Source organism: Duganella sp. AC237 (assembly GCF_979254035.1).
In genome coordinates this window covers 2,993,536-3,012,995 of sequence record NZ_CEEDEW010000003.1, presented here as the reverse complement: position 1 = coordinate 3,012,995, position 19,460 = coordinate 2,993,536, and the positions used below count along the sequence as shown (strand labels likewise).

Here is a 19,460-nt window from a genome sequence, read left to right as displayed (position 1 = left end):
ACAGTTGCCGCGATGAAATTTCTGATATGCCCGCCGTTGTCCGTGTGAATCGGGTAGAGTGGCACTTCTAGCAACCCGGCACAGCAACCTGCGCACTGTAACCATGGCTTACCCAATTGAGCACAAACTGGTCATCGGCATCGCTTCCAGCGCGCTGTTCGACCTCACCGAATCCCACAAGATCTACCTGGAGGGCGGCGCCGAGGAATACCGAAAGTATCAGGAGCAGCATATAGATGTAATACTGGGCAAGGGTGTGGCTTTTCCGTTCATCCGGCGCTTTCTCGGCATCAACAAACACTATGCGCAATCGTCGCCTGTCGAGGTCGTCCTGCTGTCGCGCAACTCGCCCGAGACCGGCCTGCGCGTGATGAATTCGATCGCCCACTACAACCTCGACATCTCGCGCGCCTGCTTCGTCACCGGCAAGTCGCCTTACACCTACTTGCCCGCCTTTAACACCTCGCTGTTTCTCAGCGCCAACGAGGAAGACGTGCGCAACGCGCTCGAGGCCAATTATCCGGCCGGGCTGGTGCTGCCCTCGCGCACCCAGGACGACGATGACGATACCGAGCTGCGCGTGGCCTTCGACTTCGACGGCGTGATCGCCGACGACGAATCCGAAACCGTCTTCAAGCGCAACAACGACGTCGACGAATTCCACGCCCACGAGCGCGAGCGGGTGGCGATCCCGCACCAGCCGGGACCGCTGGCCGACCTGTTCCAGAAGCTGTCGCTGATGCAGCGGCTGGAGGAACGGGCGCAGCGGCGCGATCCCGGCTATAAAAAGATCCTGCGCATCGCCATCATCACGGCGCGCAGCGCGCCCTCGCACGAGCGCGTCGTCACCACGCTCAAAAGCTGGGGCGTATCGGCCAACGAGACGTTTTTCCTCGGCGGCATGGAGAAATCGCGGGTGCTGGCCATCTTCAAGCCGCACATCTTCTTCGACGACCAGCTGAGTCATTTGAAGTCGGTCGGCGGCAACATCCCGATGGTGCACGTGCCGTTCGGCGTGGCCAACCGGCCGCCCAAGCTGGCCATCTGATTGGCCGTCCGACACCGGGTCAGGCCGGACCACGGCGCTGGCGGGCATCGTCTATAATGTCGGCATCGGCGCTGCCATTGCGGCGCCGCCTGACCGTTGACTAACCACCCGTAACCGTTAAATCTGCGTCGCCCTTATTGTGCCCTTAGTCTTAGCCAAATCGATTCCCAAACCAGGTAACCGCTTCGCCCTGCCCACCTTGCACGGCTCGTCGGATGCCTACGCGCTCGCGCTCACCGCGCTCGAACTGAAATCGCAGGGCCAGATGCTGGCCGTGATCGTCGCCAACGCCAGCGACGCCCAACGCCTGCTCGACGAGATTCCATGGTTCGGCGGCGACAAGCTGCGCTGCCATTTGCTGCCGGATTGGGAAACGCTGCCCTACGACGCCTTCTCGCCGCACCAGGACCTGGTGTCCGAGCGCCTGGCCACCCTGCACGAGATCTCCAGCGGCCAGTGCGACGTGATGCTGGTGCCGGCCACCACGGCGCTGGTGCGCATGGCGCCGCCGTCGTTCCTGGCGGGGTACACCTTCTTCTTCAAAAAAGGCGAATCGCTCGACGAGGCGCGCCTGAAAGCGCAACTGACCCTGGCCGGCTACACGCACGTGACGCAGGTGATGTCGCCCGGCGAATACTCGGTGCGCGGCGGCTTGATCGACCTGTTCCCGATGGGCTCAGCGCTGCCCTACCGCCTCGACCTGTTCGGCGACACCATCGAAACCATCCGCACCTTCGACGCCGACACCCAGCGCTCGCTGTACCCGGTCAACGAGGTGCGCCTGCTGCCGGGCCGCGAATTCCCGATGGACGAAGCGGCGCGCACCACCTTCCGCAGCCGCTGGCGCGAACAGTTCGAAGGCGATCCTTCGCGCTCGGTGGTCTACAAGGATATCTCCAGCGGCATCGCATCGGCCGGTATCGAATACTACCTGCCGCTGTTCTTCGAAGACACGGCCACCTTGTTCGACTACCTGCCGCAAGGCGCCGCGCTGGCACTGGTGGGCGACATCGATGCCGCCATCAAACGCTTCTGGACCGACACCGGCTCTCGCTACCGCTTCCTGAAGGCCGACCGCGAGCGCCCGATCCTGTCGCCGGAAGCGCTGTTCCTGTCGGACGAGCAGTTCTTCACATTAGCCAAGCCCTACGCGCGGCTGGCGATCTCCAAGGATGCCGACAGTGGCGCCTCCGAGCTGTCCGCCCCGGTGCCCAACATCGCCGTCAACCGCCACAACGACGACCCGTTGACCAACCTGCGCGCCTACCTGCTGCAAGCGGGCCGCCGCGTGATGATCTGCGCCGAATCGAACGGCCGCCGCGAAACGCTGCAGCAGTACTTCGCCGAATACGATCTCGCACTGACCCCGGTCGAGGGCTTCGAAGGCTTCGCCACCTCGAGCGCCAAACTGGCCCTGGGCGTGGCGCCGCTGCACGCCGGCTTCGAGCTCTCGACGCCGAACGAAAACCTGATTTTCATCACCGAGACCGAGCTGTATGCGGGTTCGGGCCGCCGCGTCGGCAAGAAGAAGCAGGAAGCCGTCACCCAGGTTGAGTCGATGGTGCGCGACCTGTCGGAGCTGAAAATCGGCGATCCGGTGGTCCACATCAACCACGGCATCGGGCGCTACATGGGCCTGACCAGCATGGACCTGGGCGAAGGCGAAACCGAATTCCTGCACCTGGAATACGCCAAGGACACCAAGCTGTATGTGCCGGTGTCGCAGTTGCACGTGATCTCGCGCTACTCAGGCGCCTCGCCGGAGGACGCGCCGCTGCACTCGCTCGGCTCGGGCCAGTGGGAAAAGGCCAAGCGCAAGGCCGCCGAGCAGGTGCGCGACACCGCCGCCGAGCTACTGAACCTGTACGCCCGCCGCGCGCTGCGCGAAGGCCACGCGTTCGAATATTCGGCGCACGACTACGAGCGCTTCGCCGACAGCTTCGGCTTCGACGAAACGCCGGACCAGCAGGAAGCGATCAACAACGTCATCAAGGATATGACCTCGGGCAAGCCGATGGACCGGCTGGTGTGCGGCGACGTCGGCTTCGGCAAGACCGAGGTCGCCCTGCGCGCCGCTTTCATCGCCGTCATGGGCGGCCGCCAGGTCGCCATCCTGGCGCCGACCACGCTGCTGGCGGAACAACATGCGCAAACCTTCGCCGACCGCTTCGCCGACTGGCCGGTGCGCATCGCCGAAATGTCGCGTTTCCGCACCGGCAAGGAGATCACGCAGGCGATCAAGGGCATGGCCGACGGCACGCTGGACATCGTCATCGGCACCCACAAGCTGCTGTCGGACGACGTCAAGTTCACCCGACTGGGCCTGGTCATCATCGACGAGGAACACCGCTTCGGCGTGCGCCAGAAGGAGGCGCTCAAGTCCCTGCGCGCCGAAGTGGACGTGCTGACGCTGACCGCCACGCCGATTCCGCGCACCTTGGGCATGGCGCTCGAAGGCCTGCGCGATTTCTCCGTCATCGCCACGGCGCCGCAAAAGCGGCTGGCGATCAAGACCTTCGTGCGCAGCGAGGGCGAATCGATCATCCGCGAAGCCTGCCTGCGCGAACTCAAACGCGGCGGCCAGGTGTATTTCCTGCACAACGAGGTCGAGACCATCCAGAACCGCATGGCGATGCTCACCGAGCTGCTGCCGGAGGCGCGCATCGCCGTCGCCCACGGCCAGATGCACGAGCGCGACCTGGAAAAGGTGATGCGCGACTTCGTGGCGCAGCGCTTCAACATCCTGCTGTGCACCACGATTATCGAAACCGGCATCGACGTGCCGACCGCGAACACCATCATCATGCACCGCGCCGACAAGTTCGGCCTGGCGCAGCTGCACCAGCTGCGCGGGCGCGTGGGCCGCTCGCATCACCAGGCCTACGCCTACCTGCTGGTGACGGACGTGCAGTCGCTGACCAAACAGGCGCAGCGCCGCCTCGACGCCATCCAGCAGATGGAAGAACTGGGCAGCGGCTTCTATCTGGCGATGCACGACCTGGAGATCCGCGGCGCCGGCGAGGTGCTCGGCGACAGCCAGTCCGGCGAGATGACCGAAATCGGCTTCCAGCTGTATTCGGACATGCTCAACGAAGCGGTGCGCTCGCTCAAGGCGGGCAAGGAGCCCGACCTGGCCGCGCCGCTGGCCACCACCACCGAGATCAACCTGCACGTGCCGGCGCTGCTGCCAGCCGACTTCTGCGGCGATGTGCACGAGCGCTTGTCGATTTATAAACGCATGGCCAACTGCACGGTCCAGGACAAGATCGACGACATGCAGGAAGAGATGATCGACCGCTTCGGCAAGCTGCCGGACGCCGTCAAGGCGCTGATCGAAACGCACCGTCTGCGCATCGCCGCCAAGAAGGTCGGCATCATCAAGATCGACGCGCATGGCGAAGCAGCCACCCTGCAGTTCATGGCCAAGCCGCCGATCGATCCGATGCGCATTATCGAACTGATACAAAAAAACCGCCAGATCAAGCTCAATGGCCAAGACAAACTCAAGATCACCGCCAACATGCCGGATCTCGCCGCGCGTGTCGCGCAGATCAAAGGCGCCATCAAACAGTTGACCGCCTGAGGCTGGCGTCGTACCTTGATGCATTAGCCCAAACAACGCTAAATTTTATGAAAAACGCCAAAGACACCATGAACCTGGTTTTACAGGGGCTCGACGATTGTAAAGCCCGACTTGAACGCATCGCCGCCCTCACCGCACCGAAAACCGTCAGCTGGATCAACGAGCGCGCGCTGCGCTGCGAAGGCATCACCTTCTCGCCGGCGCTGCGCCAGACCATCGAGGTGGCCGCCCAGGCGGCGCAACTGGACGCCACGTACTCGATCGGCATGCACAAGATGAGCGAATTCAAGCTCGTCGCCATGGACATGGATTCGACCCTGATCACCATCGAGTGCATCGACGAAATCGCCGACATGCAGGGTTTAAAGCCGCAAGTGTCCGAGATCACCGAAGCGGCCATGCGCGGCGAACTCGATTTCGCCGAAAGCCTCAAGCGCCGCGTGGCGCTGCTTGAAGGGTTGGACGCCTCGGCGCTGGAGCGCGTCTACGACGAGCGCCTGCAGTTGTCGCCGGGCGCCGAGAACATGCTCACCGCCGTACGCCAGGCCGGCCTGAAAACGCTGCTGGTGTCGGGCGGCTTCACCTTCTTCACCGAACGCCTGAAAAAGCGCCTGGACCTGGACTATACCAACGCCAACGAACTGGAAGTGGTCGACGGCAGGTTGACGGGCAGGGTGATCGGCACCATCGTCGACGCCGAGGAAAAGAAGCGCACGGTGGAACGCGTATGCGCGGAACTGGGCATCGCGCCGTCGGAGGCGATCGTCATGGGCGACGGCGCCAACGACCTGAAAATGATGGGCATCTCGGGCATGTCGGTGGCCTTCCGCGCCAAGCCGGTGGTGCGCGAACAAGCCAATGTCGCGCTGAACTTTGTCGGCCTGGACGGCATCCTGCCCCTGTTGAACCTGACCGGTGGCGCGCCACCACTCCGGCATCCTCCGGGGCGGGGCGCCATTGCGGCGTTAAATTAGCGTGGATGTTGGTCGCCGCCACAGCGCCCTGCCCCATCGCCACGCTGATTTGATTCAAACCTTTCACCACGTCGCCGACCGCATACAGTCCCGGCACGCTGGTGCGCTGATATTCATCGACCAGCAGTTCGCCGCACTCGGGCTCCATTTGCGCGCCCAATGCAGTCGCCAGCTCCGAACGCGCCGTTTCACCCAGCATCGGATACAGAACATCGAAGTGGTGCTCGGCACCGTCGCCGGTGTGGAGCACGGGGGTCATCTCCGTCGTCATGCCCACGCCCTTGACCGGCGATTGGACATAGCGCACGCCCGCCTGCTGCAGGCGAATCCGCTGTTCGGCGTCCAGCGGCGCGGCGTCGTCTCGCTCGAACAACGTCACATCGGCCGAAAAGGTCCGCATGAAAACCGCATGGCCTACCGGGTTGGCGGGCGACGTGATCACCGCGATCTTCTTGTCCAACACGTCGTAGCCGTCGCAAACGGGGCACAGACGCACGGCGCCGCTGCGCACCGCCTCGCGCCAGTTTTCGATCGGCAGTCCGGCGTCGGCCACGCCGCTGGCCAGGATCACCATGCGCGCGTGTACCCGCGTGTCGTTAAAATCGGCGCCAAAACCATCATCCTCTTCGACGAGGCGGGTCACCTCGCCCGAGGTGACGTGGGTATCGTAGCGCGCCAACTGATCGCGCAAGCGCTGCTGCAGCTGATGTCCCGGTATGCCTTCCGGGAAGCCGCCGTAGTTGTGCGTCACCGGTATCAGCGACAGGCGGCTGTGGCCCTTGTCGATAATCACGACGTTGCGCTGGAAACGACGCAGATAGATCGCGGCCTGCAGCCCGCCAGGGCCGCCGCCGATAATCAGGACATCGCAGGAAAATGTGCCATTGGGGCTGATCGCATTCATGGCGCCAGTATCCAACGGACCGGCCGGGCGTCAAATCAGCGCGCGGCCCACATCGGCGTGGGATTTAACCGACATCACGCCGGCAGCAGCGAATACATCGCGGCCGGCACCGCCACGCCGCGTATGACCAGGCGATTGTGCAAAATGCCTTCGAAACGCGCGCCGGCCTTCTCGGCCACCTTGCGGCTGCGCTCATTCTGCTCGGCCGCGACGATCTCCAGCCGCGTCAAGCCAAGTTTGGCGAAACCATAGGCGGCCATCAGCCGGGCCGCGCGCGGCGCGATCCTCTCGCCCTGGCGCGATTGCCGCACCCAGAAACCCAAATTGGCAAAGTCATGTTCGCGATTGATGTGGTTGATGCCGATGCCGCCGAGGTAGTCCCCGCCGTCGGCGTCGAAGATGCCCACGCTGAAGGCGCTGCCCTCGGCGCGATCGGCGTCGCAGGTGTGCACCCAGTGCTCGGCGTCGTCGAGCGTGAAGTCAGCATCGCACCACGGCAGCCACACGCCGACGGTCGATACCGATTCCAGCGCGGCGCGCGTCAACGCCGGCGCGTCCGCCAGCAGCAGCGGACGCAGACACAGGCCGTCGCCGGTCAGGATCGCCATGCTATTTCGCCAGCAACAATGCGATCAGACCGTCCGAGGCGTCCTCGATATAGTCGAGCACCAGATCGAAACCGCGCCCGCCGCCGTAGTAGGGATCGGGCACCACCTCCGACCCGCTACGGCTGGCGTGCGCCATGAACAGGCCCAGTTTATGCCGGTGCTGCGGCGGACAGGCCGCCTCCAGCAGGCGCAAATTGTCGTGGTCCATCGCCAGCACATGGTCGAAGGCTTCGAAGTCCGCAGCCGCCACCTTGCGCGAGCGCTGGGCCGACAGGTCGTAACCGCGCCTGGCGGCGAACTCCATCGAGCGCGTGTCCGGCGGTTCGCCGACGTGGTAACCGTGGGTGCCGGCGGAGTCGATGACGAAACGCCCGCCCAGGCCGGCGGCCTCCACGCGATGGCGGAACACGCCTTCCGCGGTGGGCGAACGGCAGATATTACCCATGCAAACGAACAGCACCGAAACAGCTTTGCTCATGACGACACTCGGAAAGAACACAGAAGCGGCTACTTTACGCCAGCCGCCAAGGGAATGCCATCGCATTGCTATAATTAGCATATGACCAACACTTCCCACCCCTCGCCGCGCGCCGAATACACGCGGCGAATGAACCGCGTGCTCAACTATATCGACCAGCATCTGGACCAGCCGCTCGACCTGCGGCAGCTGGCCGAGGTGGCGAATTTCTCGCCCTACCATTTTCACCGCGTGTTCGCCGCCTGGATGGGCGAAACGCTGGGCGACTACGCGCGCCGCAGGCGGCTGGAGAAGGCGGCCTTTCGGCTCAGCTGCAAGCCGGCGGTATCCGTGCTGGAGACGGCGCTCGCGACCGGCTTCGGCTCGGGCGAGGCCTTCTCGCGCGCCTTCAAGCTCAAGTTCGGCTGCACGCCGACCGAATGGCGCCTGGACACCCGCCAGCGCCTGGCCGCGCAAGCGCTGCCGACCGGCGGCCGTCACACCGACAGCAATCTGGATCAGGTACTGAGCAAGTTCGATCAGACCCCGCAACGCGGCATCGACGACGATGACGTCTCCAACAACGACCAAGGAGATTTCCGTATGAACGTGAGCATCATCGACCTGCCCGCCGCGCGCGTGGCGTACCACCGTTACATCGGGCCGTACGGCCCCAGTATCGGCACCTTTTGGCGCGCGACGGTTGCGCCTTGGATACAGTCGCACGGCCTCGGCCAGCAGACGTGCTACGGCGTCGGCCTCGACGATCCCAGCATCACCCCGCCAGACAAGTGCCGCTACGACGCCTGCGTCGTGGTCCCGGCCAGCTTCGACGCCGGCGGTTTGGCCGACATCGCCACCCTGCCCGGCGGCCGCTATGCCGTTGCCCGCTTCGAGGGCCCGCCCGCCGCCATCGCCGACGCCTGGACTTGGCTCACGCGCAACTGGCTGCCGGAAAGCGGCTTGCAATGCGACGACCGGCCCTGCTTCGAAATGTTCGGGCCGGACACCGTGACCAATCCGCAAAACGGCCAGATGGTATGCGACATCTGCATTCCGGTGCGGCCGCTGTAGCACCCGGAACGGAGGCCGGCCGGCGTGCGGCATCGCACCTTTGCCGGCCTCGCCGGGACTTTTTGGCGCAATTTGTACGCCCAAGCCGAAATCACGTTGCTATACTGCGTATCAGATCCATCAACTTTAAAGGAAATACCATGTCGCAGGAATTGGTTCTGGATAGCCGGGTCGGCTCTGCTAAGACCACCGCATGGTGGCTCTACGTGGTCCACGGCGTGAGTTTCGTTTTTTCGCTGGGCTTGTTCTCGGTGATACCGCTGATCGTCAATTACGTGCAGCGCCCGGGCACGGAGGGCACGTTCGTGCACAGCCATCACACGTGGATGATCCGCTCATTCTGGTGGTACGTGGTCTGGATGGCCGTTGGCGGCCTGCTGGCGGCCACCATCATCGGCATTCCGGTCGCCTGGCTGGTGTGGGTCGGCGCCTGGATCTGGAAAGCCTATCGCTTAATCATCGGTTTTATCCGCCTCAACGAAAACTCGGCCGCGCCAATCTAATCGTCGCCGAGCAAGCGCTTCGCCTCTCGCAGGCCTTCGACGATCACCTCGTAGGCCTGCCGGCGCGTGGCCTCGTCCGGCGCCCGCAGCACGTACGACGGATGGTACACCGTCACCACCCAGCGTCCGTCGTGCTGGACCGGCGCGTCCATCACCGACTTCATCGTCACGCTGCCGTCCTGCAGCACCGATTTCAGCGCCGTGCTGCCGAGCGCCACCACCACGTCCGGACGCACGCGCGCCAACTCCTCCTCCAGCCAAAGGTGGCAGGCGGAGATCTCCTTCTGCGCCGGCGTCTTGTGCAGCCGGCGTTTGCCGCGCAGCTCCCACTTGAAGTGCTTGACGGCGTTGGTCAGGTAGATGCTGTCGCGCTCCATGCCCGCCTGCGCCATGGCCTTCTCCAGCACCGCGCCGGCCGGGCCGACGAACGGCAGTCCCTGTAAATCCTCCTGATCGCCCGGCTGCTCGCCGACGAGCATGATGCGCGCCCGCTTCGGCCCGACGCCGGGCACCGCTTGCGTTGCGTTCTCCCACAGGTCGCAGCGGCGGCATTGGTCGAGCGTGGTAGGCTGCTCGCGCTGCGGCTGCGCGCGTTCCGGGGCGATCGGGATGGTGGTGGCGCCGCCGCGCCGGCCCACGGTGCCGGTCTGGCCGGTGCGCCGCTCGCCATTGGCCGCCGCGCTGACCATCGCCGGCACGATCGCCCCTTCCGGCAAATTCTTCCAGAAACGCGACGGGATATGGCTGCGCAGCAGGTCGGCGTTCAGGCGCGCGGGGTTGAAGATGCTGCGGTAGTAGGTCAGCCACAGCGCCTCGCCGGCGTCCTCGATATCGGCCGCGCTGCGCATCAGCGACGGCGCCTCGTGCAGATGTTCGCCATCCCACAGCACGGCCGCCGCCGGCGTGGCGATCATCCACGTGACATTGCCCATGCGGCGGGCGAAATGCCGCGCCACCTGCGGCAGCACTTCGTGCGTGGGTTCGAACCAGGCGACGAAGCGCGGCGCGCCATCCTCTTCCTTGCGTTCGCGAAAACGTACATACGCGTGCATGTCATGCTCCTCCCGATGAACAGCCTTGACCATCCCGTGCAGCCGCGCGCCATCGGCATCGGCCGGCGAAATCACATCACGCTCGCCCAAGTGCCAGCGCCAGACCACCTTGTACAGAAAGGACCAGCGGTCGGGGGCGCTGAAGCAGGCGGCGCTGACGAGTAGCTCCATCAACTGGCGCGGCAGCCGCAGGGTGGTCGTCGTTGTCGCATTGGCGTCGGGCGCGCCGCCGGCTTCTTCCAGCGGCGCGGCGGAGAACAAATCGCCATCCTCCGGCTGCGATAACCATTCTACGAATTCGGGCGCGACGTGGCGCGCGATTAGCTCGCGTGCCGCGTCGCGCCATTCGTCGAACGACTGGACCACCCGCCGCATCATGCCGCCTGCAGCTCCGGCCACAGGTTCATCTGCTGGGGCGCGTCGGCCATGGCGCGGCGCAAATGCTCGGACGGACCGGCATCGTTGGACGGGAAGTAGTCGGCCGTGATGATGAAAGGCGAAATCTTCTTCATACTGCAGCGCAGCCGCGACAGATCGGCGTAACGGATTTGCCGCAGCCGCCGCAGATCGATCAGGCGCTGGGCGTTGCGCAAGCCGATGCCGGGGATGCGCGCGATCATGTGCGGCTCGGCGCGATTAAGGTCCATCGGAAAATGCTCGCGGTGCTCCAGTGCCCACGCCAGCTTGGGATCGATGTCGAGCGCCAGATTGCCGGTCGCCGGCAGCAGCTCTTTCACCTGGAAGCCGTAGCTGCGCAGCAGGAAATCGGCCTGGTACAACCGGTGCTCGCGCAGCATCGGCGGCGGCGCCAGCGGCACGCTTTTCGGACTTTGCGGGATCGGGCTGAAGGCCGAGTAGTACACGCGTTTGAGCTTGTAGCTGCCGTACAGCGTCTCCGCGGTCGTCAGGATCTGCTGGTCATCGCTGGCGTCGGCGCCGACGATCATTTGCGTGCTCTGCCCGGCCGGCGCGAAACGCGGCGACTTGGGCTCCTCTGCCTTTTCATCGAGCTTGCGGCGGATGGAGCCCATCGCCAGTTTGATCGTGTGGACGCTTTTTTCCGGCGCCAGCTTTTGCACGCTGTCCTGCGTCGGCAGCTCGATATTGACGCTCAAGCGGTCCGCGTAGCGGCCGGCGGCAGCGATCAGCGCCGGATCGGCGTCCGGAATCGTCTTCAGGTGTATGTAGCCGCGAAACTGGTGCACCTCGCGCAGTTCGCGCGCCACCTGCACCAGCTGCTCCATCGTGTAATCGGCCGACTGGATGATGCCGGAACTGAGAAACAGCCCGTCGATGTAATTGCGGAGATAGAAATCGGTGGTTAATTTAACCACTTCAGCCACAGTAAAGCGGGCGCGCGGCACGTTCGAGGTGCGGCGGTTGACGCAGTATTGGCAATCGTACAGGCAGTAATTGGTGAGCAGGATTTTCAGCAGCGACACGCAGCGGCCGTCCGGCGTATAGCTGTGGCAAATGCCCATGCCGGTAGTCGCGCCGAAACCGTCCTTGCCGATCGAGTTGCGCTTCGGCGCTCCGCTGCTGGCGCAAGAAGCGTCATACTTGGCCGCATCGGCCAGGATCTCCAGCTTGTCCGTCAACTCCATGCTCGCCCCGATGCTTGATACTGTATAAAAACACAGTATAGCAATGATCCAGCGCAATAGGGAATCGAGAGTGTGCGTTGTCCGACCTTTGACCCGGTATTTTGCCGGCGGCCGCAATTCCGCCACGGTTCCACGTAGGGCGGATTAGGCGGAACGCCGTAATCCGCCATCTTTGAACCGCCGACGGCGCATACATGGCGGATTACGCTACGCTAATCCGCCCCACGTGATTTAGAAAACTATCGCTGTTAACGCCTCAATCAGCGCCGCGCATTCCGCATCCGTACCGATTGAAATCCGCAGGAACTGGTCGATGCGCGGCTGTTTAAAATGCCGCACCAGGATGGCCCGCTCGCGCAGCGCCGCCGCGATGGCCGCGCCGTCGTGCCCCGGATGACGGGCGAAAATTAAGTTCGCCCGCGACGGCAGCACCTCGAAGCCCAGCTCCAGCATCCGCGCCGTCAGCCACGCGCGCGTGGCGATGATCGCTTGCGACGTCTGCTCCATATACGCCGTGTCCTCGATTGCCGCAACGGCGCCCGCCTGCGCCACCTGCCCCAGCGGATAGCAGTTAAAGCTGTTCTTCACCCGCTCCAGCCCCGCGATCAGGTCCGGATCGCCAACCGCGAAACCGACCCGCAGGCCGGCCAGCGAACGGGATTTGGACAAGGTCTGCACGACCAGCAGATTGTCGTAACGGTCCAGCAGCGCGATGGCGCTGTCGGCGCCGAAGTCCACATAGGCTTCGTCGATCACCACCACCTGGTCCGGATGCGCGGCCAGCAGCGCTTCGATCCGGTCGAGCGGCAGCGCGATGCCGGTCGGCGCGTTCGGATTGGCGATGATGATGGCGCCACACGGCTGCGCGTAATCGGCGACATCGATCTCGAACTGCGCGTTCAGCGGCACTTGGCGCGCCTCGATGCCATACAGGCTGCAATAGGTCGGATAAAAGCTGTAGCTGATGTCCGGGCAAAGCAGCGGCTTGTCGTGCTTGAGCAGCGCGTGGAAGGTATGGGCCAGTACTTCGTCCGAGCTGTTGCCGACGAAGACCTGCGCCCGCGTCAGGCCGAAGCGCCTCGCCACCGCCTCCTTGACCGCTGTGCTGGCGGGATCGGAGTACAGCCGCAGCGAATCGCCAACGGCGGCCTGCATCGCCGCCACCGCCTTTGGCGACGGCCCGTATGGGTTCTCGTTGGTGTTCAGTTTGATCAGGTTGGGCATGCGAACCTGCTCGCCCGGCGTGTACGGCGTCAGTTCGTGAACGATGTCACTCCAAAAACGGCTCACTGCATTGCTCCCATCGCGCGTTCGATATCCGCGATCAAATCGTTGACGTCTTCCAGGCCGACGTTGAAGCGCACCAGAATGCCCTGGTCGTTCCAGTCCTTGCGCATGTGCTGTATCCGGTACGGCATCACCAGGCTGTTGGCGCCTCCCCAGCTGTAACCGATCTTGAACAGTTCCAGCGCATCGACGAAGCGGTCGGTCTGTTCTTCGGTGAAGCGCGAATCGAACAGCACCGAGAACAAGCCGCCCGCGCCGCTGAAATCGCGCTTCCAGATGTCGTGGCCCGGACAATCGGCAAAGGCCGGATGCAGCACCCTGGTGATCTCGGGACGGGCTTGCAGCCACGACGCCAGCTTGCGGGCGGCGGCGTCGTGCGCGTCGAAGCGCAGTCGCATCGTCGGCAGGCCGCGCAGCACCAGATAGGCGTCGTCCGCGCCGACGCCCATGCCGAGCCGCATGTGCGCCATGCTCAGTCGCTCATTGAGCGCGGCGTCGCGCGTGATCACGGCGCCCATCAGCACATCCGAGCCGCCGGACTGGTACTTGGTCAGCGCCTGCATGATGATGTCGACGCCCAGATCGAAACCGCGCAGCGCCAGGCCGGCCGACCAGGTGTTATCCAGCGCGACCAGCACGCCGCGCGCGTGCGCCGCCGCGCAAATGGCGGGCAGGTCCGGGACCTCCATCGACACCGATCCCGGCGCCTCGGTCCAGATCAGCTTTGTGTTGGGCTGGATCAGCGCGGCGATGCCGGCGCCGATCAACGGATCGTAGTAGCGCGCGGTGATGCCGAAATCGGCCGACAGCCAGCGCCCCAGTTCCCGATTCGGGTTGTAGACGTTATCGGGCAGCAGCACGTCGTCGCCGGCCTTGAGCAGCGCGAAATCGACCATCGCGATGGCAGCCAGGCCGCTCGGCGCCAGCAGGCAGTGCTTGCCGTCTTCGATTTCTGCCAGCCGCCCCTCCAGGGTGAAGGTGGTCGGGGTGCCATGCAGGCCGTAGGTATAGGCGTTCTTCTCTTTCCAGTCGCCCGAGCGCATGGCCGCGACGTTCTTGAACAGTACCGTCGACGCGTGGTGGATCGCGCTGGGGAAGGCGGCGAAACCTTCCGGCGCCTGGTAGTCGGAATGGATCAGTGCCGTTTGCGGGGATTTTTTAATCGTCATGTCCTAAACACATTAAGCCAGGTGAAAAAAAAGGCGGACCACAGCGGGTCCGCCTTCATGCTGATTACTGCGCCTCGCCCCACAGGTCGTGGGCGTCGGAGGTGGTGATCTTGACGTCGATGAACTGGCCGACGACCAGCTTCTTGTGCGGCTCGTACGGCGGTTTGACATACACAACGCCGTCGATTTCCGGCGCATCGGCGCTGGAGCGGCCGACGCCGCCGCTGCGGTTGACTTCATCGATCAGCACGCGCACGGTCTTGCCGACCTTGGCCTTCAGGCGGTTCTTCGAAATCTCTTCCTGCAGCAACATCACGCGGCCGCGACGCTCTTCGCGCAGTTCTTCCGGAACCGGATTGGCCAGCTCATTGGCGGTCGCGCCTTCGACCGGCGAGTAGGCGAAGCAACCCAGGCGGTCGATCTGCGCTTCTTTCAGGAAGTCCAGCAGGTACTCGAATTCGGCGTCGGTCTCGCCCGGGAAGCCGGCGATGAAGGTCGAGCGGATCGTCAGGTCCGGATTCATCTTGCGCCATGCCTGGATGCGGTCGAGGTTTTTTTCGCCGCTGGCCGGGCGCTTCATGCGCTTCAACACGTCCGGATGCGCGTGCTGCATCGGGATGTCCAGGTAAGGCAGAATATGGCCGTCGCCCATCATCGGGATGATTTGGTCGACGTGCGGATACGGATAGACGTAGTGCAGACGCACCCAGGCGCCGTAGGACTTGGCCAGCTCGCCCAGCGCCTCGGTCAGTTGCGTCATGTGCGTTTTGATCGGACGGCCGTTCCAGAAGCCGGTGCGGAACTTGACGTCGACGCCGTAGGCGGACGTGTCCTGCGAGATCACCAGCAGTTCCTTCACGCCCGACTTGAACAGGTTTTCCGCCTCCAGCATCAGGTCCGCGATGGGACGCGACACCAGGTCGCCGCGCATCGACGGGATGATGCAAAAGCTGCAGCGGTGGTTACAGCCTTCCGAGATTTTCAGGTAGGCGTAGTGCTTCGGCGTCAGCTTGATGCCCTGCGCCGGCACCAGGTCGATGAACGGCTCGTGCGGTTTCGGCAGGTGGAAGTGGACCGAGTCCATCACCTCGGCCAGCGCGTGCGGGCCGGTCACGGCCAGCACCTTCGGGTGCACCTTCATGATGATGTCGTCGCCGGCGGCGTCTTTTTTCGCGCCCAGGCAGCCGGTCACGATCACCCGGCCGTTTTCGGCCAGCGCTTCGCCGATCGCGTCGAGCGATTCCTGCACGGCGGCGTCGATGAAGCCGCAGGTGTTGACGATCACCAGATCGGCGCCATCATACGACTTGGCCGTCTCGTAGCCTTCGGCGCGCAGCTGGGTGAGGATCTGTTCGGAGTCGACCAGCGCCTTGGGGCAGCCGAGCGAGACGAAGCCGACCTTCGGTGCGGCACCCGTCACGGAGGTGCTGGCGGCGGCGGGCTTGGTGATACGGGAGAGTGGTTGCGATTGCATGATAGGTTGCCTGGGGTTGCGAAATACGCCATGAAAATTACGAGCAATCGACGATTATACCCTATTCTCATAGGGAGATCATGCTAGGATAGCGCTTCACCAATATAGATTCACCAAGCTCGGGAGAACACGTGGCAACGCTGAAAGACGTCGCAATGCTGGCCGGTGTGGGCATGTCGACGGCATCGCGCGCCATCTCGGGCGCCGGCCCCGTGTCCGCCGAGTCGATGAAAAAGGTCCAGGCGGCCATCGAGCAGCTCAACTTCCGCCCTTCCTCGATCGGCCGCTCGCTGTCGGCCCAGTCGCTCGGCATCATCGGCATCTACGTGCCGTCGTTCTTCGGCGCGTACTACGGTACCATCCTCAAACAAACCGACATCGAACTGCGCGCCGTGCGCCGCCACGTGGTGGTGGCCACCGGCTGCGGCGACGGCACGCCGCGCGACGAGGCGATCGAAGCGGTCAAATTCCTGATCGGGCGCGATTGCGACGGCATCGTCGTGCTGGGCCACGACCTGCACGACGAGGACATGCTGGCGCTGCGCAAAATGCATCCCAAGCTGGCCTTCCTCAATCGCCACAGCGCGCAGCTGGAGGAAGCCTCGTTCTGCCCCGACCACCGCCACGGCGGCGCGCTGGCGGCGCAAACCCTGCTCGAAGCGGGACACCGCCGACTGGCCGTCATCTCCGGCCCGGCCGGGACCTCGGACAACCAGGCGCGCATGGAAGGCTTCTTCGAGGAGCTGGAGCGCCAAGGCATCGGGCGCTTCGCCGTGCAGCTGATCGAATCGGACTTCTCCCGTGAAGGCGGTTTCAGCGCCACGCGCCGCCTGATCGAAGCGCGCAACGCGGGCGAGGAAGGCCATCGGTTCACCGGCCTGTTTTGCGCCAACGATGAAATGGCGGTCGGCGCGATGGCGGCCTTCCACCGCGCCGGCGTCAACGTCCCGGACGAGGTGTCCGTCGTCGGCTACGATGACGATTACTCCGCCGAATACTCGTCCCCGGGCCTGACGTCGGTGCACATACCGATGCAGCAGCTGACCCAGAACGCCGTGCGCTGGCTGCTCAATCAATGCTATGGCACCGAGCATGCCATCGCGCGCGATTTTCCGGTCACGGTGTCGAAGCGCGGCTCGGTCGCGCAGCTTTCGCGGTCATAAAAAAAGGCCGGCATCGCTGCCGGCCCAAGACCACGGAGACTCCCCTGTGTCAGGTGCGCTGCGTTAAAACTTCATCGACACCCGCGCGCCTATCGTGCGCGGATTGTTGTAGTAGGCCGCCCAGATTTGCTGGGTGGGCTGGCACGGCGCGCCGACCTGGGTGCAGACCTCCACCGCGTCGTATTTGACTTCCTTGTCGGTGGCGTTGTTGACGAACAGCTCGGCCGTGTAAGCCTTGTTGCGCGGTTCGAAGCGCAAGCTCAAATCCAGCGTGGTGTAGGCCTGCTGCTGCTTGACGCCAGGATGGCCCGGAACATCGTTGTTGAAGGCGCCGGAACCGACGAACGACTCGGTCTCGTAATGGGCCGACACGCGCGGCGTCAGCCGTCCCTTCCCGATGTCGAAATCGCGCTCGTACATCAGCGTGGTGGCGAAGGTCGGGGCGTGTTTCAGCACACTGCCGCCGACGTTGACGGTGGGCGCGGTGGTGCCGCAGGACTGGCCGTTGGCGCGCGCGGCGTCGACGTCGCACGACAGGAAGTCGTCGTAGCGCGCCTTGAGCCAGGTGGCGTTGCCGCTGAAACGATCGACGCTGGTCGGACGGAAGTTCCACTCCGCCTCGATGCCTTTGACCGACGCCCCGGCCGCGTTGAAGTTCTGCAGCGTGTTGTTGACCACCTGCGATTCCAGCTTGTCCTTGTAGGTCATCCAGAACGCGTCGAGATTGAGCGTCAGCTTGCGGTCGAACAGGTCGGACTTGAAGCCGATCTCGTAGCTGGTCAGTTTTTCCGGCTTGGTCGTGGCGCCGCCGTCGCCGATGGCCGGCGAGTGGAAACCGGTCGTCACAGACGCGAAGGTCAGGATGTCCTTGGTGACCTTGTATTCCACGCGGCCCAGCCACGTCGCCTGGCCGTACGCCAGGTCGGCCGTGTTGTCGCCGTAGGTGTTGCCGCAAGTGGCCTGGTTGACCACCCCGCCCGGCCCTATGTTGTGGGTGTTGATGGTGCCCGTGCCCGGCGTGACCAGCTGCGCGATCTGGCCCGGCGTCAGGTTGACGGTGCCGCGCGGTGGATTGTCCGGCCAGTTCGGGCAGGCCCAGTTCTGGCCGCCGATATCGTACTTGTGGTCCTTGGTGTAGCGCGCGCCGGCGGTCAGCTTCCACAGCGGATCGATGTCGTAGCTGGCCTGCGCGAAGGCGGCCTTCGAGTGCAGCTGGCGGTCGCCCTGGATGAAGGACATGGCCGACGCGTACTGGCCCACGGTCGGCTGCACGAAAATCACGTTGCCGTTGGCGATATCCTGTTCCAGCATCGCCTGCGAAATCTGGCTGCGGTCGATGTCGAAGCGGACCTTGTTCTTCTCCTTGAAGAAGAACAGGCCGCCGACCCACTGCAGCGCCGATTCCGAATCGGAGCGCACCTGCAGCTCGTTGGACAGGCTGTCGAACTGGCCCCATTCGGTGCGGTTCTCGGCCTTGAAGCCGGGATACAAGCCGGCGTCTGCGTCGCTGGCGTTGGTGCGCTTCAAACGGCTCCACGAACCCAGGTACTGCGTCTCGATGCCATCGAACGGCCGCCATTGCACCTTGGCCTTGCCGGTGAGGATGGATTGATCGAGCGCGCCGGGGGTGTCGATCAGCGCCGAGCGCCGGTCCTGCCCCGGCGCCGGTTCGGCCGCCAGGTAGATGTTGCCGGCGCCGGTGTCGCTGTAATAGTCGGCGATGAAGGTCGCCTTCAGCTCCGGCGTGAAGCGCCACAGCAGCGAGGCGCGCGCGCCCTTCTGATCGCCGGCGCCGTATTTGCGCGTGCCCGGCGCCACGTTGGAGCCCTTGCGGAAATCGACGTAGCCGTCGCGCCGGTCCTGGATGGCGGCGATGCGCAGGGCGATATCGTCGCTGAGCGGAATGTTGATCATGCCCTGGGTCTGGATGCGGTGGTAGTCGCCCACCGTGATGCTGGCCGAGCCGAACATTTTGCCCGGATTGGGTGCGCCCGACACCAGATTGACCGCGCCGGCGGTCGAATTGCGGCCATTGAGCGTGCCTTGCGGACCGCGCGCCACTTCGACGTGGCTCAGGTCATACATCAGCGCCGTCGCGCCCTGTGGACGCGCCACGTAGATGCCGTCGACGTAGAAGGCCACCGCCGGATCGCCCAACTCCGTGTGGTTGGCCGAGCCGACGCCGCGCATGTACACATGCACGCCGCCCGAGTCGCTGTGCGGCTCGACCACGAGGCTGGGCACCATCGCCGTCATCGACGCCAGGTCCTTGACCTGGTTGTTGGCCAGCGTGTCTTGCGTGTACGCGGTGATGGCCAGCGGCGTGTCCTGCACCAGCGTATCGCGGCGGGTGGCGGTGACGATGATTTTCTCCATGTCGCCATTGTTTGCTGCCGGAGCTTGGGCGGTGGACGCGGCCTGCTGCGCCATCGCCGCGCCGCCCGTGAATGCCAGTTGCGCTATTTGCGCGATGCTCAGCGCCAGGATCGTTTTCTTCATTTTGTCTTCCTCACTTCTTCCATCGTTAGTGTGATCGTGCATCGCTCTGGCGGCGAATACG

Annotated in this window: 14 protein-coding genes and 1 pseudogene; 6 read left to right on the top strand and 9 right to left on the bottom strand. The window is 64.3% G+C overall.

Annotated elements, in window-relative coordinates:
* The first annotated feature begins 103 nt into the window (after positions 1-103).
* From AC0IYS_RS13715 to serB, 3 genes are all read left to right on the top strand, one after another.
* Complete coding sequence (locus AC0IYS_RS13715; protein ID WP_471705670.1) at positions 104-1,048, top strand: 5'-nucleotidase; 945 nt, start codon at positions 104-106, stop codon at positions 1,046-1,048.
* Positions 1,049-1,187: 139 nt separating this feature from the next.
* The gene (gene mfd, locus AC0IYS_RS13710) at positions 1,188-4,631 is read left to right on the top strand and encodes a transcription-repair coupling factor (protein ID WP_471705669.1); all 3,444 of its coding nucleotides are present in this window, start codon (positions 1,188-1,190) and stop codon (positions 4,629-4,631) included.
* A gap of 68 nt (positions 4,632-4,699) precedes the next feature.
* On the top strand, positions 4,700-5,605 hold the full coding sequence (gene serB / locus AC0IYS_RS13705) for a phosphoserine phosphatase SerB (protein ID WP_471708861.1): 906 nt from the start codon (positions 4,700-4,702) through the stop codon (positions 5,603-5,605).
* Between the two features lie 37 nt (positions 5,606-5,642).
* Here the strand turns inward: serB and AC0IYS_RS13700 are convergent.
* From AC0IYS_RS13700 to AC0IYS_RS13690, 3 genes and pseudogenes are all read right to left on the bottom strand, one after another.
* A pseudogene (locus AC0IYS_RS13700) lies at positions 5,643-6,509 on the bottom strand (NAD(P)/FAD-dependent oxidoreductase); the annotation flags it as partial.
* A gap of 74 nt (positions 6,510-6,583) precedes the next feature.
* Positions 6,584-7,117: a GNAT family N-acetyltransferase gene (locus tag AC0IYS_RS13695; protein ID WP_471705668.1), complete on the bottom strand. Its 534-nt coding sequence runs from the start codon at positions 7,115-7,117 to the stop codon at positions 6,584-6,586.
* 1 nt (position 7,118) lies between these two features.
* Positions 7,119-7,595, bottom strand: a complete 477-nt coding sequence (locus AC0IYS_RS13690; RefSeq protein WP_471705667.1) for a low molecular weight protein-tyrosine-phosphatase — start codon at positions 7,593-7,595, stop codon at positions 7,119-7,121.
* 81 nt (positions 7,596-7,676) lie between these two features.
* Between AC0IYS_RS13690 and AC0IYS_RS13685 the strand changes: the two genes are divergently transcribed.
* The gene (locus AC0IYS_RS13685; RefSeq protein ID WP_471705666.1) at positions 7,677-8,648 is read left to right on the top strand and encodes an AraC family transcriptional regulator; all 972 of its coding nucleotides are present in this window, start codon (positions 7,677-7,679) and stop codon (positions 8,646-8,648) included.
* A 140-nt stretch (positions 8,649-8,788) separates the two neighbouring features.
* Positions 8,789-9,151, top strand: coding sequence for a DUF4870 family protein (locus tag AC0IYS_RS13680; RefSeq protein ID WP_471705665.1), 363 nt, complete (start codon positions 8,789-8,791; stop codon positions 9,149-9,151).
* Here AC0IYS_RS13680 and AC0IYS_RS13675 read toward each other — a convergent pair.
* The 5 genes from AC0IYS_RS13675 to rimO all read right to left on the bottom strand — a co-directional run bounded on the left by AC0IYS_RS13675 (position 9,148) and on the right by rimO (position 15,737).
* Complete coding sequence (locus AC0IYS_RS13675; protein ID WP_471708859.1) at positions 9,148-10,581, bottom strand: UdgX family uracil-DNA binding protein; 1,434 nt, start codon at positions 10,579-10,581, stop codon at positions 9,148-9,150. The genes AC0IYS_RS13680 and AC0IYS_RS13675 overlap by 4 nt on opposite strands.
* On the bottom strand, positions 10,578-11,807 hold the full coding sequence (locus AC0IYS_RS13670) for a putative DNA modification/repair radical SAM protein (RefSeq protein WP_471705664.1): 1,230 nt from the start codon (positions 11,805-11,807) through the stop codon (positions 10,578-10,580). The genes AC0IYS_RS13675 and AC0IYS_RS13670 overlap by 4 nt, the downstream gene beginning before the upstream one ends.
* 231 nt (positions 11,808-12,038) lie before the next feature.
* The gene (hisC, locus tag AC0IYS_RS13665; protein ID WP_471705663.1) at positions 12,039-13,097 is read right to left on the bottom strand and encodes a histidinol-phosphate transaminase; all 1,059 of its coding nucleotides are present in this window, start codon (positions 13,095-13,097) and stop codon (positions 12,039-12,041) included.
* Positions 13,094-14,263, bottom strand: a complete 1,170-nt coding sequence (locus tag AC0IYS_RS13660; RefSeq protein ID WP_471705662.1) for a cystathionine beta-lyase — start codon at positions 14,261-14,263, stop codon at positions 13,094-13,096. The genes hisC and AC0IYS_RS13660 overlap by 4 nt, the downstream gene beginning before the upstream one ends.
* Positions 14,264-14,327: 64 nt before the next feature.
* Positions 14,328-15,737: a 30S ribosomal protein S12 methylthiotransferase RimO gene (rimO, locus tag AC0IYS_RS13655; RefSeq protein ID WP_471705661.1), complete on the bottom strand. Its 1,410-nt coding sequence runs from the start codon at positions 15,735-15,737 to the stop codon at positions 14,328-14,330.
* 131 nt (positions 15,738-15,868) lie between these two features.
* Between rimO and AC0IYS_RS13650 the strand changes: the two genes are divergently transcribed.
* Complete coding sequence (locus tag AC0IYS_RS13650) at positions 15,869-16,900, top strand: LacI family DNA-binding transcriptional regulator (RefSeq protein ID WP_471705660.1); 1,032 nt, start codon at positions 15,869-15,871, stop codon at positions 16,898-16,900.
* A gap of 63 nt (positions 16,901-16,963) precedes the next feature.
* On the opposite strand, the gene AC0IYS_RS13645 is transcribed toward AC0IYS_RS13650, so the two are convergent.
* Positions 16,964-19,399 (bottom strand): TonB-dependent receptor, encoded by a 2,436-nt coding sequence (locus AC0IYS_RS13645; RefSeq protein ID WP_471705659.1) that lies wholly within the window; start codon positions 19,397-19,399, stop codon positions 16,964-16,966.
* Between the last annotated feature and the right edge of the window lie 61 nt (positions 19,400-19,460).

Excerpts from the sequence above, each read along its gene's own strand:
- AC0IYS_RS13715 (WP_471705670.1), top strand. The coding sequence starts at position 104 with ATGGCTTACCCAATTGAGCACAAACTGGTCATCGGCATCGCTTCCAGC.
- serB (WP_471708861.1), top strand. The coding sequence starts at position 4,700 with ATGAACCTGGTTTTACAGGGGCTCGACGATTGTAAAGCCCGACTTGAA.
- AC0IYS_RS13695 (WP_471705668.1), bottom strand. The coding sequence starts at position 7,117 with ATGGCGATCCTGACCGGCGACGGCCTGTGTCTGCGTCCGCTGCTGCTG.
- AC0IYS_RS13690 (WP_471705667.1), bottom strand. The coding sequence starts at position 7,595 with ATGAGCAAAGCTGTTTCGGTGCTGTTCGTTTGCATGGGTAATATCTGC.
- AC0IYS_RS13685 (WP_471705666.1), top strand. The coding sequence starts at position 7,677 with ATGACCAACACTTCCCACCCCTCGCCGCGCGCCGAATACACGCGGCGA.
- AC0IYS_RS13680 (WP_471705665.1), top strand. The coding sequence starts at position 8,789 with ATGTCGCAGGAATTGGTTCTGGATAGCCGGGTCGGCTCTGCTAAGACC.
- AC0IYS_RS13675 (WP_471708859.1), bottom strand. The coding sequence starts at position 10,581 with ATGATGCGGCGGGTGGTCCAGTCGTTCGACGAATGGCGCGACGCGGCA.
- AC0IYS_RS13670 (WP_471705664.1), bottom strand. The coding sequence starts at position 11,807 with ATGGAGTTGACGGACAAGCTGGAGATCCTGGCCGATGCGGCCAAGTAT.
- AC0IYS_RS13660 (WP_471705662.1), bottom strand. The coding sequence starts at position 14,263 with ATGACGATTAAAAAATCCCCGCAAACGGCACTGATCCATTCCGACTAC.
- rimO (WP_471705661.1), bottom strand. The coding sequence starts at position 15,737 with ATGCAATCGCAACCACTCTCCCGTATCACCAAGCCCGCCGCCGCCAGC.
- AC0IYS_RS13645 (WP_471705659.1), bottom strand. The coding sequence starts at position 19,399 with ATGAAGAAAACGATCCTGGCGCTGAGCATCGCGCAAATAGCGCAACTG.